Raw genomic sequence first — 17289 nt, forward strand, 5'->3', positions numbered from 1 at the left:
CTCATCCACAGCTCAGCGCAAGGGATCGCCCCCCCATGAAGGCAATCAAGTCGCGGGATCCCACAACAACGCGAGCGCAAGCGCGGCCAAGGTGACCGGTTCGCGCAATGCATTGCCGGATGCTGGACGCCACAGGCGGGGGGGCATGCCATTGAGTTCGATGGCACCGACCGCTTTCCCATCATGTTTGAATACGTACCCGATTGGTGCCTCGAGCGGGAGCGATGAGCCGCGCACCTCGTGGACCGATTGCACCTCGAGCGTGGTCCCCCCCATGACGAACTGGCCGCTACGCTCGGCTTTCATCGTCAGGCTGACCACGGGGGCGTTCATCTTCAGCTGCGCGCTGCGCGCCCCACGCCACTCGCAGTCGAACGAGAACGGTTTTGCGCTGGCTGCCATGGCCTTCCACGTCACCTCGACCAGCTTGCCGCTGCAGGCGGCTTCGGTGCGACTGCCATCTGCGAGCACGAGCGAGTAACGCGTCGAGGCACTGCTCCAGTTCACCACAGAGAACAGTTCGACGCGATCGCGCCCGCGGCTGAAGGTGCCCGTCTCCGGAGACAGCGAGAAGCTTCCATTGCGCCACCCTCCAAGGCCCTGCACGGTTTCAACACGTTCTGCGGCAATCGATGGGGGGAGGCGCATTTCTGCGGCGGGCAGGACGGCGCAACCAGTCAACACGATTGCAGAAGCGGCAAACAAAGCGAGGAATGAAATGCGCAGCATGAGGATTGATCGGCAGGAATTTACATGACGAAAAATTATAGCGACGGTGGTTGACCCAATTGTCGTCGTTTTGTCATGATCGTTGCGCAACACGCCTGGCTACAAACGTCCGCTTGTGGCCGATAGCAGCCGTCAGCTCAGTGTACGAAGTTGTCGCCAACAGAGCGAGCAGGAGGTTTGATCAGGCGCTCTCGGGCTGCCTGCGAACAGGCGTATTGGCGGCCCTTCCCTGGTTTGGACGCGTGGGCGGGAAACCCGCCCACCCTACGGCTGCTGGCCCGCATGGGGCGGCAGGCGCGCCAGCTGCCGGTCGAGCGCGTTGGCGAAGCGCTGGCGGTCCGCCTGGCTGAAGGCAGCGGGGCCGCCGGTATCCACGCCGCTGCCGCGCAGTTCTTCCATGAAGGCGCGCATCGTCAGCTGCTGGGCGATGGTGTCGCGCGTGTACCACTCGCCGCGCGGATTGAGCGGCAGCCCGCCCTTGTCCAGCACCTGGGCCGCCAGCGGAATATCAGCGGTCACCACGATGTCGCCCTCCCCCACGCGCGCCACGATCTCGGCATCGGCCGCGTCGGCGCCGGCCGGCACCTGCAGCGCGCGGATGAAGCGCGACCCCGGCACCCGCACCAGCTGGTTGGCGACCAGGGTAAGGGGCAGCTGGCGCCGCTCCGCCACGCGGAACAGGATGTCCTTGATCACGCCGGGACAGGCGTCGGCATCGACCCAGATGTGCATGATGAATACAGGCTAGTTAGTCAGGCCCCGATTGTAGCGGCAAGCCCCGTGCGCCAAAAGGCTTTAGAATCGCTGTCTTCTGCTCAACAGTTCTTGCTAGCCAAGAGAAGACGATTCATGAACAAGCTGGCGCTCTACTTCCGCCTGGTCCGGGCCGACAAGCCGATCGGCATCCTGCTGCTGCTGTGGCCCACCCTGTGGGCGCTGTGGATGGCCTCAGGCGGGGTGCCCGACCTGCAGGTGCTGCTCATCTTCGTGCTCGGCACCGCCCTGATGCGATCAAGCGGCTGCGCCATCAACGACTACGCCGACCGCGACTTCGACAAGCACGTCAAGCGCACCAATGACCGCCCGCTCACCAGCGGCAAGATCCGCGGCTGGGAAGCGGTGATGGTGGCGGCGGTGCTGGCCTTCGTCTCCTTCCTGCTGATCCTGCCGCTCAACGCCCTCACCAAGCAGCTGTCGGTGGCGGCCCTGGTGGTGGCCGCCACCTATCCCTACTTCAAGCGCTTCTTCGCGATTCCCCAGGCCTACCTGGGCATCGCCTTCGGCTTCGGCATCCCGATGGCCTTCGCCGCCGTGCAGGACATGGTGCCGGCGGTGGCCTGGTGGCTGCTGCTGGCGAACGTGTTCTGGGCCGTGGCCTACGATACCGAATACGCGATGGTGGACCGCGACGACGACCTGAAGATCGGCATCCGCACCTCGGCCATCACCTTCGGGCGCTTTGACGTGGCCGCCGTCATGCTGTGCTACGGCGCCGCGCTGGCGATCGACCTGGTGTGCGGCTGGTACCTCGGCCTGCGCTGGATGTTCGTGGCCGGCGTCGCCGTCGCCGCCGGCATCGCCCTCTACCACTACACCCTGATCCGCGGACGCGAGCGCAATGCCTGCTTCCATGCCTTCCGCCACAACAACTGGCTGGGCGCCGCACTGTTCAGCGGTGTCGCACTTGATTATGCATTCAGGTAATATTGCACAAAAAGCATTCACCCTTACTTTGAGGAGGCCCCACCATGATGGAAAAGATCCCTACCCAAACCGGTACCCGCGAACAGCTGCTGTCCGACCTGAAGAGCGTGATCCACGACGCCGAAGTCTGGCTGCGCAACGGCGGCCAGCTGACCGGTGACGAACTGAAAGCCGCCAAGGCCAAGTTCGAACAGACCTTATCCTCCGCCAAGGAAAGCCTGGGCGAATACCAGCACACCGTGGTCGAGAAGACCAAGGAAGCGGCGCGCGTGACCGACGAGTACGTGCACGAGAACCCGTGGAAGTCGGTGGGCCTGGGCGCCGCGGTGGGCGTCGTGATCGGCATGCTGATCGCGCGTCGCTGAGATGAGCATCACGGCGGCAGTGAGAAGGATCGGGGCCGACGTGCTCGACCTGGCGCGCACGCGCCTCGAGCTCGCCGCCATCGAACTGCAGGAAGGCGCGCACCGCCTGTTCGGCTACCTCGGCTGGGCCATCGCGGCCGCGCTGTGCGGGCTGTACGCGCTGGGGCTGGTCATCCTGTTCGTGCTGGTGCTGTTCTGGGACACGCACCGGCTGGCGGCGGTGGGCGGCATGGCTGTCCTGTTCATCCTCGCCACCCTGTTCGCGGCGCTCAAGCTGCGCACCGGCCTGGCCCAGCGCCCACCGATGCTGCCGGCCACGCTGGCGGAACTGCGCAAGGATGCGGCGGCGCTGAAGGGAGAGCAGGAAGATGCCATCCAAGCTTGATACCCTGGCGGCGCGCCGCGCGGCCCTGGTGGAACGCTGCGCCGACCAGCGCGCCCAGCTGGCGCACGAAGTGGCGCAGCTGTCCTCGCCGCGCACGCTTGGCCTGATCCCGGCCTACGCGGCGCGCCACCGCAAGACCGCGCTGGTCGTGGCCGGCGTCGCCGCCGGCCTGTTCCTCACCCGGCCGAAATGGGCGGTGGGCAGCGTGACGGCGGTGGTGTCGGCCTACAAGTTCGCACAGAAGCTGCTGCCCGTGCTCGGGTGGAAGGGCTTCGAGGTCCATTGACGGCCCGGCGCCGCGCGCGCCGGCCGTTTTTTCTTTCCCTTGCTTCCCTGCCCTACCTGGCCTGGGCCTGGGCCTCTGGCAACCGTGGCGGCATCGGGCTCAGTTCCTGCGACCAGACCACGGCCGCGATCTTCCAGCCCGCTTCGGTCCGCACCATCTGCCAGCTCTCCTTGCCCCAGTTCTGCTTGCGCCCGTCGGACAGGAAGCTGTAGTCGAACCACACCTGGGCCACGTCGCCATCGCTGTCGATGCGCAGGTTCGCGAAGGTTTCCTCGCTGCGCTCGCGCTCCGCGACGATCGATTCGATGAAGGCGCGCGGATTGCTGCTGAAGACCTTCGGCGGACGCCGCAAGGCAGGATTCGGCCGGTTTGCATAGAGCATGTCGATGCTCTTGTCCGCCGTGACGCCCGACCAGGTGATGTCTTCTTTCAGAAACAGCGTGAGAAAGGCATCCTTGTCCTTGTTGATGATCGCGCGGCGGAATTGTTCCACTACGCGCGCGATCTCTTGCTCGGCCTGCTGCCTGGGAGCGGCCGGAGCGGCATCCGCGGCCAGCGCGCCCTGGATGGGCAACAGGTGCAGGGCAAGCGCAAGCGCAAGGGCAACGGCAGTCGGTCGTTTCATGTTCTCTCCTCTCGAAACCTCCGAGTATAGGAGACCGGCCGCACGATAATCTCGCCGAATGTCACACCCCGGCCCCGGACATGCTCAGTCCTTGCCCAGTTCGTCCCCGAGCGCGCGTCCCCGCTCCGCCGCGGCCTTCATGGCCGCGACGATCGCTTCCTTCACCCCTGCCGCATCCATGCTGCTGATCGCCGCGTGCGTGGTGCCGCCTTTCGAGGTCACGCGCTGGCGCAGCACCTCCACCGGCTCGTCCGACTGCGCCGCCAGCTGGGCCGCACCGGTAAAGGTGGCCAGCGCCAGCTGCCGGCCCTGCTGCGCATCCAGGCCCATCTCACGCGCCGCCTGCTGCATCGCTTCCAGGAAGTAGAAGACGTAGGCCGGGCCGCTGCCCGAGACTGCCGTCACCGGGTCGATCAGCGCCTCGTCCTCGAGCCAGACGGTGGGCCCGACCGCGCGCATCACCGCATCCGCGGCCGCGCGGCCGGCCGCGTCCACGCCGGCGCCGGCCACCATGCCGGTGATCCCCTTCCCGATCAGCGCCGGGGTGTTCGGCATGGCGCGCACAATGGCGCCGTAACCGCCCAGCCAGCGCGCCAGGGCCGCGATGCGGATGCCGGCGGCGATCGACAGCAGCAGCGGACGCCGGCCGAGATGGGGCCGCAGGGCCGCCGCCACCTCGCGCATCTGCTGCGGCTTCACGGCCAGCACCACCACCTCCGCCGCCTCCAGCGCTTGCGACGCCGCGTCGATGGCCGCCGCCGTGTCCACGCCGTGGCGGCTGGCCAGGCGCGCGCGCGCCTCCGGGTCGGGGTCCACCACGTGGATGCTGGCGTGGGCAGCCAGGCCCGCGATCAGGGCCGAGGCCATGTTGCCGCCGCCGATAAACGCAATCTTCATGTCCGGTTCCTTGTGAATCATTCGTAGTGGCGGGCACCGAAGATGGCGCTGCCGATGCGCACGATGGTCGCGCCTTCGGCCACCGCGGCGGCCAGGTCGCCCGACATGCCCATCGACAGCGTGTCCAGGTCCAGGCCATCGGCGCGCAGCCGCTCGTACAGCGCGCGCAGGCGCGCAAAGGCGGCGTGCTGCCGTGCCGGGTCGCTGCTCGCTTCGGGAATCGCCATCAGGCCGCGCAGGCGCAGGTTCGGCAGGCGCGCCACTTCGCGCGCCAGGGCCGGTACATCCGCTTCGCTGGCGCCGCTCTTGCTGGTTTCGCCGCTGATGTTCACCTGCAGGCAGATGTGGAGCGGCCCGCGCTCCGGCGGGCGCTGCTCGGACAGGCGCTGGGCGATCTTCAGGCGCTCCACCGTGTGCACCCAGTCGAAATGGGCGGCGATGGGACGCGTTTTGTTGCTCTGGATCGGGCCGATGAAATGCCAGGCCAGTACGATGTCGGCATTGTCTGGTTGCAGGCGCGCAACTTCCTGCATCTTGTCGAGCGCTTCCTGCAGGTAGTTCTCGCCGAAGGCGCGTTGTCCGGCAGCGACCGCTTCGAGCACGGCTTCGGCCGGACACGTCTTGGAAACGGCCAGCAACTGCACCGTCTCGCGGGGCCGTCCGCTGGCTGCGCAGGCGGCCCCGATTGTCGCTTCGACAGCTTGCAAGTTCGCAGCGATTGTGGACATAATGATTTTCTGTAGGAAATATTTTGAGTCGGGACGAGGTCTTTCCCCGCTTTACTCACGCTAACGGGATTATAAGACAATGGACATTTCGGAATTACTCGCCTTCTCGGTCAAGAACAAGGCCTCGGACCTGCACCTCTCGGCTGGCTTGCCGCCCATGATCCGCGTCCATGGCGACGTGCGCCGCATCAACCTGCCGCCGCTGGAGCACAAGGACGTGCACGGCATGATCTATGACATCATGAACGACGGCCAGCGCAAGCAGTACGAAGAAGTGCTGGAGTGCGACTTCTCGTTCGCGATTCCGGGCCTGGCGCGTTTCCGTGTCAACGCCTTCAACCAGGAACGCGGCGCCTCGGCGGTGCTGCGCACCATCCCGTCCAAGATCCTGTCGCTGGAAGAACTGAACGCGCCGAAGATCTTCGCCGAGCTGGCCCTGCGCCCGCGCGGCCTGGTGCTGGTGACCGGTCCTACCGGCTCCGGCAAGTCGACCACGCTGGCCGCCATGGTCAACCACCTGAACGAGAACGAATATGGCCACATCCTCACCATCGAGGACCCGATCGAGTTCGTGCACGACTCCAAGAAGTGCCTGATCAACCAGCGCGAAGTCGGCCCGCACACCCTGTCCTTCAACAACGCGCTGCGCTCGGCGCTGCGCGAAGACCCGGATGCGATCCTGGTGGGTGAGCTGCGCGACCTGGAAACCATCCGCCTGGCGCTGTCGGCGGCGGAGACCGGCCACCTGGTGTTCGGCACCCTGCACACGTCCTCGGCGGCCAAGACCATCGACCGCATCGTCGACGTGTTCCCGGCCGAGGAAAAGGAAATGGTGCGCGCGATGCTGTCGGAATCGCTGCAGGCCGTCATCTCGCAGACCCTGCTCAAGACAAAGGATGGCTCGGGCCGCGTGGCCGCGCACGAGATCATGATCGGTACCCCGGCGATCCGCAACCTGATCCGCGAAGCGAAGATCGCGCAGATGTATTCCGCCATCCAGACCGGCAGCAATGTCGGCATGCAGACGCTCGACCAGAACCTGACCGACCTGGTACGCCGCAACGTGATCTCGAGCAGCGCCGCCCGCGCCGCCGCCAAGATCCCTGACAACTTCCCGGGTTGAGCAAGATGGCGATGGAACGCGACCAGGCGACCAAGTTCATGTTCGACCTGCTGCGCCTGATGGTCAGCAAGGGCGGCTCCGACCTGTTCATCACGGCCGGCTTCCCGCCGGCCATGAAAATCGACGGCAAGATGACGCCGGTGTCGAGCCAGGCCCTGAGCAGCGGCCACACGGCCGACCTGGCGCGCGCCATCATGAACGACAAGCAGGCCGCCGGCTTCGAGCTGACCAAGGAATCGAACTTCGCGATCAGCCCGGGCGACCTGGGGCGCTTCCGCGTCTCGGCCTTCATGCAGATGGGCTGCGTGGGCATGGTGCTGCGCGTGATCACCACCACCATCCCGAAATTCGAGGACCTCGACCTGCCGGAAACCCTGAAGGACGTGATCATGACCAAGCGCGGCCTGGTGATCATGGTCGGCGCCACCGGCTCCGGCAAATCGACCACGCTGGCGGCGATGGTCGGCTACCGCAACGAGAACAGCCATGGCCACATCATCACCATCGAAGACCCGGTCGAATTCGTCCACCCGCACAAGAACTGCGTGATCACCCAGCGCGAAGTGGGCGTGGACACCGACAGCTTCGAGGCGGCGCTGAAGAACTCCCTGCGCCAGGCGCCAGACGTGATCCAGATCGGCGAGATCCGCGACCGCGAGACCATGGAACACGCGATCGCCTTTGCCGAGACCGGGCACCTGTGCCTGGCCACCCTGCACGCCAACAGTTCCAACCAGGCGCTCGACCGCATCATCAACTTCTTCCCCGAGGAGCGCCGCCAGCAGCTCTTGATGGACCTGTCGCTGAACATGAAGGGCCTGATCTCGCAGCGCCTGATTCCGAAGAAGGAAGCCAAGGGCCGGGTGGTGGCGATGGAGATCCTGCTGAACTCTCCGCTCATCTCCGACCTGATCTTCAAGGGCGACGTGCACGAGATCAAGGAGATCATGAAGAAGTCGCGCGAGCTGGGCATGCAGACCTTCGACCAGGCCCTGTTCGACCTGTACGAGGCCGACAAGATCTCGTACGAGGATGCGCTGCGCAATGCGGACTCGGTGAACGACCTGCGCCTGAACATCAAGCTCAACAGCAAGCACGCGAAGAACCGCGATTTCTCGACCGGGATGGATCATCTGGGGATCGTCTGAAGTCGCTAGCGTTGCGTCGACGAAACAAATTTGAGATTTTGATAATTAAATTATGTGCGGTATTTAACATTTAAATGCAAATTTAATTTATTAGAGTTTTATATTCATAGAATTAAATTCAAATATCCCGGTTAAATTGTAATTGAGCAATAGTTGTTTCCACTTGGAATGATTGTCGTGGACTGATATTGTGCACTTGCGTCGGCCAACGCCGGCAATTCCACATTGAAAGTTTCCATGACTACGCAAACCACCGCTTTCGAAGCGCTCACCTTCCGGCTCGGGCAGGAAGAGTACGGCGTCGATATTCTCAAGGTCCAGGAGATCCGTGGCCAGGACCGGGTCACCCGCATCGCCCAGTCCCCCGATTTCATCCACGGCGTCGTCAACCTGCGCGGCGTGATCGTGCCGATCGTCGACCTGCGCCGGCGTTTCGGGCTCGCCGCCGATGACACGCCGGCCACGGTCGTGATGGTGCTGAACATCGGCGGCCGAATCGTCGGCATGGTGGTCGACGGCGTGTCCGATGTGATCCGGCTCGCCCCCGGCGACATCCGCCCGGCGCCGCAGACCGGCAGCGCCTTCGACACCGAATTCCTGCTCGGCCTCGGCACCGTCGACGACCGCATGCTGATCCTGCTCGATATCGAGCGCCTGATGTCCTCCGATGAGCTCGGCCTGATCGAGCGCCTCGCCGCATAACCCTCACCCAATACGGAGTCTCAACCATGTTCAAGCACATGAAAGTCGGCACACGCCTGCTCGCGGGCTTCCTGACCCTGTCCCTCCTCGGCGGCATCGTTGCCGCCATCGGCATCTACAACATGTCGGAGATGAACGCGCGCGCCGAGCGGCTGTATACCCGCGAGACGCTCGGCATCTCCTACGTCAAGGAAGCGAACATCAACCTGATCGCCATCGGCCGCGCCCTGCGCAACGCCATGCTGGCGTCGAGCGAACAGGATCACCAGGCGGCCGCCGCCGCCATTAGCGCCGCGCGCGGCCAGGTAAAAGACAATCTCGACCGGGCACGCGGACTGTTCTTCTCGGAGGAAGGCAAGCGCATGTTCGCCGTGGTCGACCGCGGCATGCGCGAGTACGAAGCGGCCGTCGAGCAGGCGCTCCAGCTGGCGTCGGCCGAAGGGCTGCAGGAGAGCCGCGCCTCGGTCGACTTCCTGCGGGACACGGTCGCGCCCAGGTCGAATACCGTCGACAAGGGCATGACCGACCTCACCCGCATCAAGGAACGCAATGCGCAGCAGGCGGCCCAGGATGCCGCCGCCCTGTACGCGTCGAGCCGCGCGATGATGCTGATGCTGGTGCTGGGCAGCACCGTCTTCGGCATCGGGCTCGGCGTCCTGATCACCCGCGGCCTGACGCGCCAGCTGGGCGGCGAACCGGCCTACGCGAGCGATATCGCCAGCCGCATCGCCGCGGGCGAGCTGAGCATCGATGTGGCGCTGCGCCAGGGTGACCGGACCAGCCTGCTGTTCGCCATGAAGACGATGCGCGACAGCCTGGCCCGGATCGTCGGCGAAGTCCGCAACGGCACCGACGCCATTGCCTCGGCGTCGCGCCAGATCGCCAGCGGCAACCTCGACCTGTCCTCGCGTACCGAGGAGCAGGCCAGTTCGCTGGAAGAAACCGCCTCGTCGATGGAAGAGCTGACCTCGACCGTCCAGCAGAACGCCGACAATGCCCGCCAGGCCAACGGCCTGGCCACCACGGCCTCGCAGGTTGCGGAGCGCGGCGGCGCCGTCGTGGCGCAGGTGGTCGATACCATGGCGTCGATCAACGACTCGTCGAAGAAGATCGTCGACATCATCGGCGTCATCGACGGCATCGCCTTCCAGACCAACATCCTGGCGTTGAACGCGGCCGTGGAAGCGGCCCGTGCCGGCGAGCAGGGCCGCGGCTTCGCCGTGGTGGCTTCCGAAGTGCGCACCCTGGCCCAGCGCTCGGCGGCGGCAGCCAAGGAAATCAAGCTCCTGATCGACGATTCGGTGTCGAAGGTCGACGCCGGCGCCAGGCTGGTGGACCATGCCGGCGCCACCATGACCGAGATCGTCGACAGTGTGCGCCGCGTTACCGACATCATGGGCGAGATCAGCTCGGCCAGCGTGGAACAGACTTCCGGCATCGAGCAGATCAACGTGGCGGTCAGCCAGATGGACCAGGTGACCCAGCAGAACGCATCGCTGGTGGAAGAAGCCGCGGCCGCCGCCGAATCGCTGCAGGACCAGGCCAGCAAGCTGGTGCAACTGGTGTCGGTGTTCAAGCTCGACGGCGCGGCCCCGACCACCGACAGCCCTGCCCTGGGACAGCGTCCAAGCCGTTCGACACGACAGCCGGCCATGCTCGCAGCATAATTCTCAACCACAAGACTGCAAGCCCCCATGCGTTGTTAAAGGGACAGTCCTTGGAACACGAAAGCCACCCTCACCACCACCCCCACGGCACCGGCATCCGCTGGCTCGACATCTCGCTGGCGGTTGCCGCCGGCATCGTGTCCCTGGTCTCGCTCTGGCTCGGCCTGCATTCGGCCCATTCGATGGAAAAGCTGGTGGCGGCCAACAGCTTTCCCTATCTCGAAATCATGCGCAACATGAGCAGCATGGACAAGGATGCGGCCACCGGGCGGTCGCACCGGCGCGTCGAATACCTGCTGGTCAACAGTGGCATCGGCCCGGCCCGCGTGGAATGGGTCGAGCTGCGCTACAAGGACAGGCCGATGGCCGACCTGAGCGAACTGCTGGCGGCCTGCTGCGATGCGAACGCGCAGACCGACATCGGGATGAACCGGCGCGGCAACGTGGTCGGATCGCTGGTGCGGCCCGGCGACATGATGTCCATGTTCGCCGCGGACGAGCCGGCCGTGGCCAATCCCGTGTTCGACGCCCTCCACCGCAGCATGAACGACATCGGCCTGACGGCCTGCTACTGCTCGGTGTTCGACGAGTGCTACCTGCGCAGCCGGGACGGCGTCAAGCCGAAGCAGGTCGAGCAATGCGAAGCACCGGCCAAGCCCTTTCGGCCGGACTTCAAGTAAGCGGCGCGGCCTTGCGCGCGCGCCGCCCTTCCCTCTCCCTTAGCGGCCGGGCCCGATGAAGACCGGGCCAGCGCCGCCACCGCCGTGCGGACCGGGGCCGCCCGGCCCCATGAACATCGGACGGCGTCCGCCCATGTTGCCGAAGCCGCCGAAGCGGTAGGTCAGGCCGACGTAGGCGGTGCGCCCGCTGCCGCGGCGCACGCTGTATTCGCGCAGGCGATCGGTCTCGGTAAAGGTTTCCGCCTTTTGCGAATCGAACAGGTCGTTGATGTTGAGCACCAGGCTCAGGGCCGGCGTCAGGGTGCGGCGGTAGTTGAAATCGGCTGATTGCACCGGCTTGCGGTAGCCTTCGCCGAACAGGGTCTTGCCCTGGGCATTCAGCATCAGCGCAAAGCTGTTGTTGCGGTCCATCTGGTACATGAGACGCGCGCGGCCGGTGACCGAGGTGGCGCTGCGCTTGTCGTCGCGCACCGAACCGAGCACGTCCTGTTCCGCATAGCCGATGTTACCGTTCACCATGATCATCAGCTTCTCGGTGGCACGGCCGCTGAAGTTGAACTCGACACCGCCGGAACGCGCGCTGCCGGCGTTCTCGCGCGTGGTCAAGAGCACGTCGTTGGCCTGCAGGAAGCGGCGCTCGGAGATCAGGTCGCTGTCGCGGCGCGCATACAGGCGCACGTTGGTGTCGACCTTGCCCAGCTTGGTCTCGACGCCCAGTTCCAGCGAGTCGGTATTGGTCGGCTGCAGGTTCGGGTTGCCCGAGGACAAGTTCAGCTCGTCGATGTAGACCACGAAGGGATTCAGCTCCCCCGCGCCCGGACGGCGGATGCGGTGCGCGTAGCTCAGGCGCAGCGTGGTGTCGTCCGACAGGCCATAGGTGACGAAGGCGCTCGGGATCACGTCGAAGTAATGGTTGCTGATGCGCTGGCCGGTGGTGACCTGGTGCATGTCCAGGTCCGCGTATTCGGCGCGCAGGCCGCCCAGCACGCCCCACTTCTCGTTGACGCGCCACTGGTAGTTGCCGTACACCGCATAGGTGGTGTCGTCCAGCTCGAAGCGGTTGGTGCGGTTGCGGTTCACGCTTTCCACGCCGCCGGCGATGTCGAAGTAGCTGTTGTCGAAGGTATTGCTGTTGCGCGCCAGCTTGTAGCCCAGCTTGATCACGCCGTGCTCGCCCGGCAGCTCGTAGTCGCCGGTGAAGTCGGCCACGCGGGTGTCGGTGAGATAGGCCTGGCGGCTGTTGGCGGCGCCGGCCAGCGGCGGGCGCACGATGTAGGTGTTGCTGGAGCGCGCATCGCGATCGCCCTCGGCGCCCGACAGGCGCAGGTCGAGCTTGAAGATCTCGCCCGGTGCATCGCCCTTGTGGTCGAGGCGGGCGCCCAGGCTGTAGTTGCGGCCCTTCGCTTCGCTCAGGCTGCGGCGCAGGTATTCGTTGTCGACCGTGCCGGCCGCGGTCACGCTGCGGTAGTTCTGCGAGGACGCGTTGTCGTTCGAATTTTCGGAATAGCTGGCGGTGGCGCCGAGCACGTCCTTCTCGCCCAGGTTGTAGGTCATGCCGGCATTGAAGCCGGTGCCCAGGCGGCGGTCCACGCCGTCGGTCACCTGGGTGCTGGGCGCGACCGCGCCGGTGGCCGGGTCGATGCGCTCGCGGCGGCTCTCGCCGCTGTTCTCGCGTTTGTCCTCGCGCCGGAACACGGCGCCCTGCACGCTGTAGCGGCCCTGGGTGTAGCTGCCGAAGCCGGAAACGTTGTTGCGCCCTTCGGTGCCCACGTTCGCGTTCAGCACGCCGAAGCCGCCCGGGCTGCGCTCGCGCCGCATCACCAGGTTGATGATCGGGCCGCCGCCGCCTTCGTTGCCGAACTGGGCGCCCGGATTGTTGATCACCTCGACCGAATCGAGGTCGGCGGCCGGCAGCGCGGCGATCGCCGCGGCGCGGTTCTCGCCCTGCATCATGGCCGAGGGCTTGCCGTCCACCAGGATCTGCACGTTGTTGCGGCCGCGCAGGGTGACGTTGCCGTCCGCATCGACGGCCACCGAGGGCACCTTGTTCAGGGTGTCGGCCACGCTGTCGTTGGACGTCGCCGGATCGGCCTTGACGTCATAGGTCTGGCGGTCGATGCGGTTCTGGGTGCGGGTCGCGGTGACGGTCACGGTGGACTCGACGGCCGGGGCCTGTTGCTGGGCCGACGGCTGCGCGCTGGTGGTGCTTTGCGCTTGCGGCTGGGCCTGGGCCGGGACCGCGGGCTTGGCGGCCGGCTGCTGTGCCTGTTGCTGGGGCTGTTGCCCGGCCTGCTGCTGGGGAGCCTGCTGCGCCACCGCGGCCAGCGGCATCAGCAGCGTGCCCGCGACCAGGCGGGCGATCAGGGACAGGCGGGGATGGAATTCAGGAGAACGATTGGTGGACATGAAGGCTGCTCGACAGTTTGTGCATCCGTGATTGTCGCACGCGCAGATGCTTATCTGTGTAACAAAAGATAACAGGCAAGCCCTCTCGCCCCTGGAGGCATGCATACGTGTTGCGCCGTGTTGTCATACACTGTGCTTTTCAATCACGGACAGCGACCATGAACGTATTCGACTTCAGCGCCACCGCGCTCGACGGCCAGCCGGTATCCCTGGACCGCTACCGCGGCAAGGTGCTCCTCATCGTCAACACCGCCAGCGCCTGCGGCTTCACGCCGCAGTACAAGGGCCTGGAAGAGCTGTACCGCCAGTACGGCGAACGCGGCCTGGTGGTGCTCGGCTTCCCCTGCAACCAGTTCGGCAAACAGGAGCCGGGCACGGAAGCGGAGATCGGCGCCTTCTGCGAAAAGAACTATGGGGTGAGCTTCCCGATGTTCGCCAAGGTCGACGTGAACGGCGAAGGCGCGCACCCGCTATTCCAGCACCTGAAGGGCGAGAAGCCGGGCGTGCTCGGCACCGAGGGCATCAAGTGGAACTTCACCAAGTTCCTGGTCGGGCGCGATGGCGAGGTGGCCAGGCGCTACGCCCCGCAGACCAACCCGGCCGAGATCGCCGGCGACATCGAGAAGCTGCTGGGCTAGCAAGCGCCCCGCTCAGCGGGTCCTGATCCAGGCCGCCCCGTGCGTGACGCAGGCGCGGTGCACGTTCTCCAGGAAGCGGATCGCCTCGCCCTGGGCCACGCCCGGCGGCAGCAGGCCAGCCAGCGAGGCATCCCCGCTCACCCGGTCGAGCCCATGGGCGATGGCGCGCGACACCGCGCGCGCGCGCTGGCCGTCGCTGTTGTACAGCGCATCATAGACGCCGGCGGCTTCCCACACGGGCACCAGCCCCGGCGTGGTGGAATCCTCGAAGACAATGGCTGGCGGCAGGTCCTCGTCTTCGCGGATGAGCTGGAACTGGAAGCTCACGGCTGCGCCTCCGGCATGGCGAAAGGAATCAGGAAGCTGAAGGGTGCTGGGACGTGCATGGAAACGCGAATCGCAATGAAAGCGCCAGTATAGCGCCGCCCGTTCCGGCACCCGGGCACCGCTCACCCCGCGCCGAACGCGGCCATGTAGAGCAGTACGAAGGCAAACACGGAGATGAGCGCGTGCGCCGCCACGATGCCCTTCGGCAGCGGCTTTCCATGCAGGTGGTAATGCAGGTTCAGCACCACGCCCCCCAGCGCGCCGGCCAGGAACAGCAGCAGCGCCAGCAGCGCCGTCCCCGGCGCCGCGAGCGCGAACACCGCGTACGCGAGCAGGGTGACGCCGGCGGCGGCCAGGAAGCCGTGGGCCATGGCGAGGGAGGAAGGCGGATTCCTGCCGCCCGAGAAGCGGATCCAGCCCATGACGATCCCGCCGAGCGCGGCGAGGGCAAGCAGATACACCGCTACCTGCAACATCCTGATCGATTCCATGACATCCTCCTGTGGTTGGATGCGGCGCCCCCTGCCAGGCAGCGCCTGTCGCTCAACTATAGTCAAAGCAGGAAAACGCCGCACACGCCTGGCGCCGTGTTCAAGCCAGCGCGCGGTCGAGCAGTTCGATCCAGTGCGTGACCGGCGTGTCCGTCCCGGCCTGGAGGTGGCTGATGCAGCCGATGTTGGCCGAGACGATTTCGTCCGGCCGGGTCGCCTGCAGGCTGGCCAGCTTGCGCTCGCGCAGCGCGTGCGCGATCTCCGGATGCAGCACCGAATAGGTGCCGGCCGAGCCGCAACACAGGTGGCTGTCGGCGCACAGCTGCACGTCCACTCCAGCCGCGCGCAGCAGGCCTTCGACCTTGCCGCGGATCTGCTGGCCGTGCTGCAGGGTGCAGGGCGGATGCCAGGCGACCCGGCGCGCCGCCTTTCCCTGCATCCTGGCCGCCAACGCTTCCTCGAACTCCGGCAGGATCTCGGACAGGTCGCGCGTCAGCAGCGCGATGCGCGCCGCCTTGGCCGCATAGGCCTCGTCGTGGGCCAGCAGGTGGCCATATTCCTTGACCGTCACGCCGCAGCCGGAAGCGGTCATGACGATTGCTTCGACTTCTTCACGCTCCACGTAAGGCCACCAGGCGTCGATGTTGCGGCGCATGTCCTCCAGACCCGCCGCCTGGTCGTTGAGGTGGTAGCGCACGGCACCGCAGCAGCCGGCCCTGGGCGCGGCAATCAGCTGCACGCCGAAGGCGTCGAGCACGCGCGCAGTGGCGGCGTTGATGTTGGGCGCCATCGCCGGCTGCACGCAGCCCTCCAGCACCAGCATCTTGCGCGCATGCGCCCGCGCTGGCCATACGCCGGCATTGCGGGGCGGCTGCAGCTTGGCCTGCAGTTGCCTGGACAGCAGCGGCCGTGCCAGCTGCCCTGCCCGGAACGCGGGCTTGAACAGGGCCGTGCGCGGCAGGAATTCCTTCAGCGTGCTGCGCTTGATCCGGTCGTTCAGGGGGCGCGGCACGCGCTCCTCGACCACGCGGCGGCCGATGTCCACCAGCCGGCCGTACTTCACGCCCGAGGGGCAGGTGGTTTCGCAGTTGCGGCAGGTGAGGCAGCGGTCCAGGTGGAGCTGGGTCTTGCGGGTGGGCTCGGCCCCTTCCAGCACCTGCTTGATGAGATAGATGCGCCCGCGCGGGCCATCGAGTTCGTCGCCCAGCAGCTGGTAGGTCGGGCAGGTGGCGGTGCAGAAGCCGCAGTGCACGCAGGCGCGCAGGATGCTTTCCGCTTCCTTGCCGTCGGCGCTGTCCTTGATGAAATCGGCGAGATTGGTTTGCATGTCAGAACATCCGTCCCGGGTTGTAGATGCCGGCCGGATCGAAGGCGGCTTTCAGGCCCGCGTGGATGCGCGCGACGGCCGGCTGCAGCGGGTGGAACACGCCGGCCGCCTTGTCGCCGCCGCGGAACAGGGTCGCGTGGCCGCCGGCATCCGCGGCTGCGCGCCGGATGGCGGCGGCGTCCAGGCTGCCGCGCAGCCAGCGCTGGGCGCCGCCCCACTCGATCAGTTGGGCGCTGCCCGGCAGCAGCGGGCCGGTGGTGGATGGCAGCGACAGGCGCCACAGCACGTCCTCACCGGCAAAGAAGGGCAGGCGCTGTTCGCGCAAGGTCTCCCAGAAGGCGGCGCCCTCCTCCTCCACTTCTCCGCCGATCAGGCGCAGCGCCGCATCGACCGCCGCCCGCGCGCCGGACAGGCGCAGCCACAGGCGGCCATCGTGCCAGCAGCTGCCCGACAGCGGCAGCGGCTGGCCACCCCATTCATTGAGCCTGCGGATCGCCTCGGCCTCGCCCATTTCCAGGCGCAAGGTGGTTTCGGCGACCGGGCGCGGCAGCACCTTGACCGACACTTCCAGCAGCAGGCCAAGGGTGCCGAGCGAACCGGCCAGCATGCGCGAGACGTCGTAGCCGGCCACGTTCTTCATCACCTGGCCGCCGAAGCGCAGCACCTCGCCCTTCCCGTCCAGCAGCCGCGCGCCCAGCACGAAGTCGCGTACGCCGCCGCTGCTGGCGCGGCGCGGACCGGCCAGGCCGGCGGCGATGGCGCCGCCCAGCGTGGCGCCGGATGCGCCGGCCGCGGCGAAGTGCGGCGGCTCGAAGGCCAGCATCTGGCCGCGCTCGGCGAGCACCGCCTCGACCTCGGCCAGCGGCGTGCCGCAGCGCGCCGTGATCACCAGTTCGGTCGGCTCGTAGTCGATGATGCCGGCGTAGCCGCGGGTGTCGAGGATTTCGCCCTCGAGGCGCTGGCCATACCAGTCCTTGCTGCCGCCACCGCGGATGCGTAGCAGCGTCCTGTCGGCCGCGGCGGCGCGCACCCGTTCCTGGAATTGTTCGATCGCTTGCATG

General features: G+C 66.5%; 20 protein-coding genes. 10 read left to right on the top strand and 10 right to left on the bottom strand.

The window, feature by feature from the left end; genetic code table 11:
- Window positions 1-45 precede the first annotated feature (45 nt).
- Both LCI23_RS09265 and LCI23_RS09270 read right to left on the bottom strand, forming a co-directional pair.
- A complete protein-coding gene (locus tag LCI23_RS09265; RefSeq protein ID WP_224946174.1) occupies window positions 46-729 on the bottom strand; it encodes a hypothetical protein in 684 nt (227 codons plus the stop codon).
- A 264-nt stretch (window positions 730-993) separates the two neighbouring features.
- On the bottom strand, window positions 994-1461 hold the full coding sequence (locus tag LCI23_RS09270) for a YaiI/YqxD family protein (protein ID WP_224946175.1): 468 nt from the start codon (window positions 1459-1461) through the stop codon (window positions 994-996).
- A 117-nt stretch (window positions 1462-1578) separates the two neighbouring features.
- Between LCI23_RS09270 and ubiA the strand changes: the two genes are divergently transcribed.
- Genes ubiA through LCI23_RS09290 form a run of 4 tightly spaced genes read left to right on the top strand, consistent with a single transcriptional unit; the run spans window position 1579 to window position 3469 of the window.
- Window positions 1579-2433 carry a 4-hydroxybenzoate octaprenyltransferase gene (gene ubiA / locus LCI23_RS09275; protein WP_224946176.1) on the top strand — a complete coding sequence of 285 codons (855 nt, stop codon included), beginning with the start codon at window positions 1579-1581 and terminating at the stop codon, window positions 2431-2433.
- Between the two features lie 44 nt (window positions 2434-2477).
- On the top strand, window positions 2478-2798 hold the full coding sequence (locus LCI23_RS09280) for a YqjD family protein (RefSeq protein WP_224946177.1): 321 nt from the start codon (window positions 2478-2480) through the stop codon (window positions 2796-2798).
- A 1-nt stretch (window position 2799) separates the two neighbouring features.
- Window positions 2800-3183, top strand: coding sequence for a phage holin family protein (locus LCI23_RS09285; RefSeq protein WP_224946178.1), 384 nt, complete (start codon window positions 2800-2802; stop codon window positions 3181-3183).
- Window positions 3167-3469 carry a hypothetical protein gene (locus LCI23_RS09290; RefSeq protein ID WP_224946179.1) on the top strand — a complete coding sequence of 101 codons (303 nt, stop codon included), beginning with the start codon at window positions 3167-3169 and terminating at the stop codon, window positions 3467-3469. Before LCI23_RS09285 ends, LCI23_RS09290 begins: the two co-directional genes overlap by 17 nt.
- Before the next feature lie 52 nt (window positions 3470-3521).
- Here the strand turns inward: LCI23_RS09290 and LCI23_RS09295 are convergent, their stop codons facing one another.
- The 3 genes from LCI23_RS09295 to LCI23_RS09305 all read right to left on the bottom strand — a co-directional run bounded on the left by LCI23_RS09295 (window position 3522) and on the right by LCI23_RS09305 (window position 5719).
- Window positions 3522-4094, bottom strand: coding sequence for a nuclear transport factor 2 family protein (locus tag LCI23_RS09295; protein ID WP_224946180.1), 573 nt, complete (start codon window positions 4092-4094; stop codon window positions 3522-3524).
- An 84-nt stretch (window positions 4095-4178) separates the two neighbouring features.
- Window positions 4179-4991, bottom strand: coding sequence for a pyrroline-5-carboxylate reductase (gene proC, locus LCI23_RS09300; RefSeq protein WP_224946181.1), 813 nt, complete (start codon window positions 4989-4991; stop codon window positions 4179-4181).
- A 17-nt stretch (window positions 4992-5008) separates the two neighbouring features.
- Window positions 5009-5719 carry a YggS family pyridoxal phosphate-dependent enzyme gene (locus LCI23_RS09305; RefSeq protein ID WP_224946182.1) on the bottom strand — a complete coding sequence of 237 codons (711 nt, stop codon included), beginning with the start codon at window positions 5717-5719 and terminating at the stop codon, window positions 5009-5011.
- Window positions 5720-5798: 79 nt separating this feature from the next.
- Here LCI23_RS09305 and LCI23_RS09310 point away from each other — a divergent pair, with 79 nt between their 5' ends.
- From LCI23_RS09310 to LCI23_RS09335, 5 genes are all read left to right on the top strand, one after another.
- On the top strand, window positions 5799-6842 hold the full coding sequence (locus tag LCI23_RS09310; RefSeq protein WP_224946183.1) for a type IV pilus twitching motility protein PilT: 1044 nt from the start codon (window positions 5799-5801) through the stop codon (window positions 6840-6842).
- Window positions 6843-6853: 11 nt separating this feature from the next.
- Window positions 6854-7990, top strand: a complete 1137-nt coding sequence (locus LCI23_RS09315) for a PilT/PilU family type 4a pilus ATPase (RefSeq protein ID WP_224946321.1) — start codon at window positions 6854-6856, stop codon at window positions 7988-7990.
- A gap of 237 nt (window positions 7991-8227) precedes the next feature.
- Complete coding sequence (locus LCI23_RS09320) at window positions 8228-8692, top strand: chemotaxis protein CheW (RefSeq protein WP_224946184.1); 465 nt, start codon at window positions 8228-8230, stop codon at window positions 8690-8692.
- A 26-nt stretch (window positions 8693-8718) separates the two neighbouring features.
- Window positions 8719-10359 (top strand): methyl-accepting chemotaxis protein, encoded by a 1641-nt coding sequence (locus LCI23_RS20630; RefSeq protein ID WP_307727719.1) that lies wholly within the window; start codon window positions 8719-8721, stop codon window positions 10357-10359.
- 50 nt (window positions 10360-10409) lie between these two features.
- Window positions 10410-11039 carry a hypothetical protein gene (locus tag LCI23_RS09335; RefSeq protein ID WP_224946185.1) on the top strand — a complete coding sequence of 210 codons (630 nt, stop codon included), beginning with the start codon at window positions 10410-10412 and terminating at the stop codon, window positions 11037-11039.
- Between the two features lie 39 nt (window positions 11040-11078).
- On the opposite strand, the gene LCI23_RS09340 is transcribed toward LCI23_RS09335, so the two are convergent.
- Window positions 11079-13445, bottom strand: coding sequence for an outer membrane beta-barrel family protein (locus LCI23_RS09340; protein ID WP_224946186.1), 2367 nt, complete (start codon window positions 13443-13445; stop codon window positions 11079-11081).
- Window positions 13446-13603: 158 nt separating this feature from the next.
- On the opposite strand from LCI23_RS09340, the gene LCI23_RS09345 reads away from it, so the two are divergent.
- Complete coding sequence (locus LCI23_RS09345) at window positions 13604-14083, top strand: glutathione peroxidase (protein WP_224946187.1); 480 nt, start codon at window positions 13604-13606, stop codon at window positions 14081-14083.
- A 12-nt stretch (window positions 14084-14095) separates the two neighbouring features.
- Here LCI23_RS09345 and LCI23_RS09350 read toward each other — a convergent pair whose 3' ends face one another.
- From LCI23_RS09350 to glcE, 4 genes are all read right to left on the bottom strand, one after another.
- A complete protein-coding gene (locus LCI23_RS09350; protein ID WP_224946188.1) occupies window positions 14096-14410 on the bottom strand; it encodes a hypothetical protein in 315 nt (104 codons plus the stop codon).
- Between the two features lie 122 nt (window positions 14411-14532).
- A complete protein-coding gene (locus LCI23_RS09355; RefSeq protein ID WP_224946189.1) occupies window positions 14533-14901 on the bottom strand; it encodes a hypothetical protein in 369 nt (122 codons plus the stop codon).
- 100 nt (window positions 14902-15001) lie between these two features.
- Window positions 15002-16228, bottom strand: a complete 1227-nt coding sequence (gene glcF / locus LCI23_RS09360; protein ID WP_224946190.1) for a glycolate oxidase subunit GlcF — start codon at window positions 16226-16228, stop codon at window positions 15002-15004.
- 1 nt (window position 16229) lies between these two features.
- On the bottom strand, window positions 16230-17288 hold the full coding sequence (glcE, locus tag LCI23_RS09365) for a glycolate oxidase subunit GlcE (RefSeq protein ID WP_224946191.1): 1059 nt from the start codon (window positions 17286-17288) through the stop codon (window positions 16230-16232).
- Window position 17289: the final 1 nt, after the last annotated feature.

The sequence above is a fragment of the Massilia sp. MS-15 genome (assembly GCF_020176695.1).
Classification (GTDB): domain Bacteria; phylum Pseudomonadota; class Gammaproteobacteria; order Burkholderiales; family Burkholderiaceae_D; genus Telluria; species Telluria hydrophila.

Bases quoted from the DNA above. Each gene is read 5' to 3' on its own strand.
- LCI23_RS09265 (WP_224946174.1), bottom strand. From the start codon at position 729: ATGCTGCGCATTTCATTCCTCGCTTTGTTTGCCGCTTCTGCAATCGTG.
- LCI23_RS09270 (WP_224946175.1), bottom strand. From the start codon at position 1,461: ATGCACATCTGGGTCGATGCCGACGCCTGTCCCGGCGTGATCAAGGAC.
- ubiA (WP_224946176.1), top strand. From the start codon at position 1,579: ATGAACAAGCTGGCGCTCTACTTCCGCCTGGTCCGGGCCGACAAGCCG.
- LCI23_RS09280 (WP_224946177.1), top strand. From the start codon at position 2,478: ATGATGGAAAAGATCCCTACCCAAACCGGTACCCGCGAACAGCTGCTG.
- LCI23_RS09285 (WP_224946178.1), top strand. From the start codon at position 2,800: ATGAGCATCACGGCGGCAGTGAGAAGGATCGGGGCCGACGTGCTCGAC.
- LCI23_RS09290 (WP_224946179.1), top strand. From the start codon at position 3,167: ATGCCATCCAAGCTTGATACCCTGGCGGCGCGCCGCGCGGCCCTGGTG.
- LCI23_RS09295 (WP_224946180.1), bottom strand. From the start codon at position 4,094: ATGAAACGACCGACTGCCGTTGCCCTTGCGCTTGCGCTTGCCCTGCAC.
- proC (WP_224946181.1), bottom strand. From the start codon at position 4,991: ATGAAGATTGCGTTTATCGGCGGCGGCAACATGGCCTCGGCCCTGATC.
- LCI23_RS09305 (WP_224946182.1), bottom strand. From the start codon at position 5,719: ATGTCCACAATCGCTGCGAACTTGCAAGCTGTCGAAGCGACAATCGGG.
- LCI23_RS09310 (WP_224946183.1), top strand. From the start codon at position 5,799: ATGGACATTTCGGAATTACTCGCCTTCTCGGTCAAGAACAAGGCCTCG.
- LCI23_RS09315 (WP_224946321.1), top strand. From the start codon at position 6,854: ATGGAACGCGACCAGGCGACCAAGTTCATGTTCGACCTGCTGCGCCTG.
- LCI23_RS09320 (WP_224946184.1), top strand. From the start codon at position 8,228: ATGACTACGCAAACCACCGCTTTCGAAGCGCTCACCTTCCGGCTCGGG.
- LCI23_RS20630 (WP_307727719.1), top strand. From the start codon at position 8,719: ATGTTCAAGCACATGAAAGTCGGCACACGCCTGCTCGCGGGCTTCCTG.
- LCI23_RS09340 (WP_224946186.1), bottom strand. From the start codon at position 13,445: ATGTCCACCAATCGTTCTCCTGAATTCCATCCCCGCCTGTCCCTGATC.
- LCI23_RS09345 (WP_224946187.1), top strand. From the start codon at position 13,604: ATGAACGTATTCGACTTCAGCGCCACCGCGCTCGACGGCCAGCCGGTA.
- LCI23_RS09355 (WP_224946189.1), bottom strand. From the start codon at position 14,901: ATGGAATCGATCAGGATGTTGCAGGTAGCGGTGTATCTGCTTGCCCTC.
- glcF (WP_224946190.1), bottom strand. From the start codon at position 16,228: ATGCAAACCAATCTCGCCGATTTCATCAAGGACAGCGCCGACGGCAAG.
- glcE (WP_224946191.1), bottom strand. From the start codon at position 17,288: ATGCAAGCGATCGAACAATTCCAGGAACGGGTGCGCGCCGCCGCGGCC.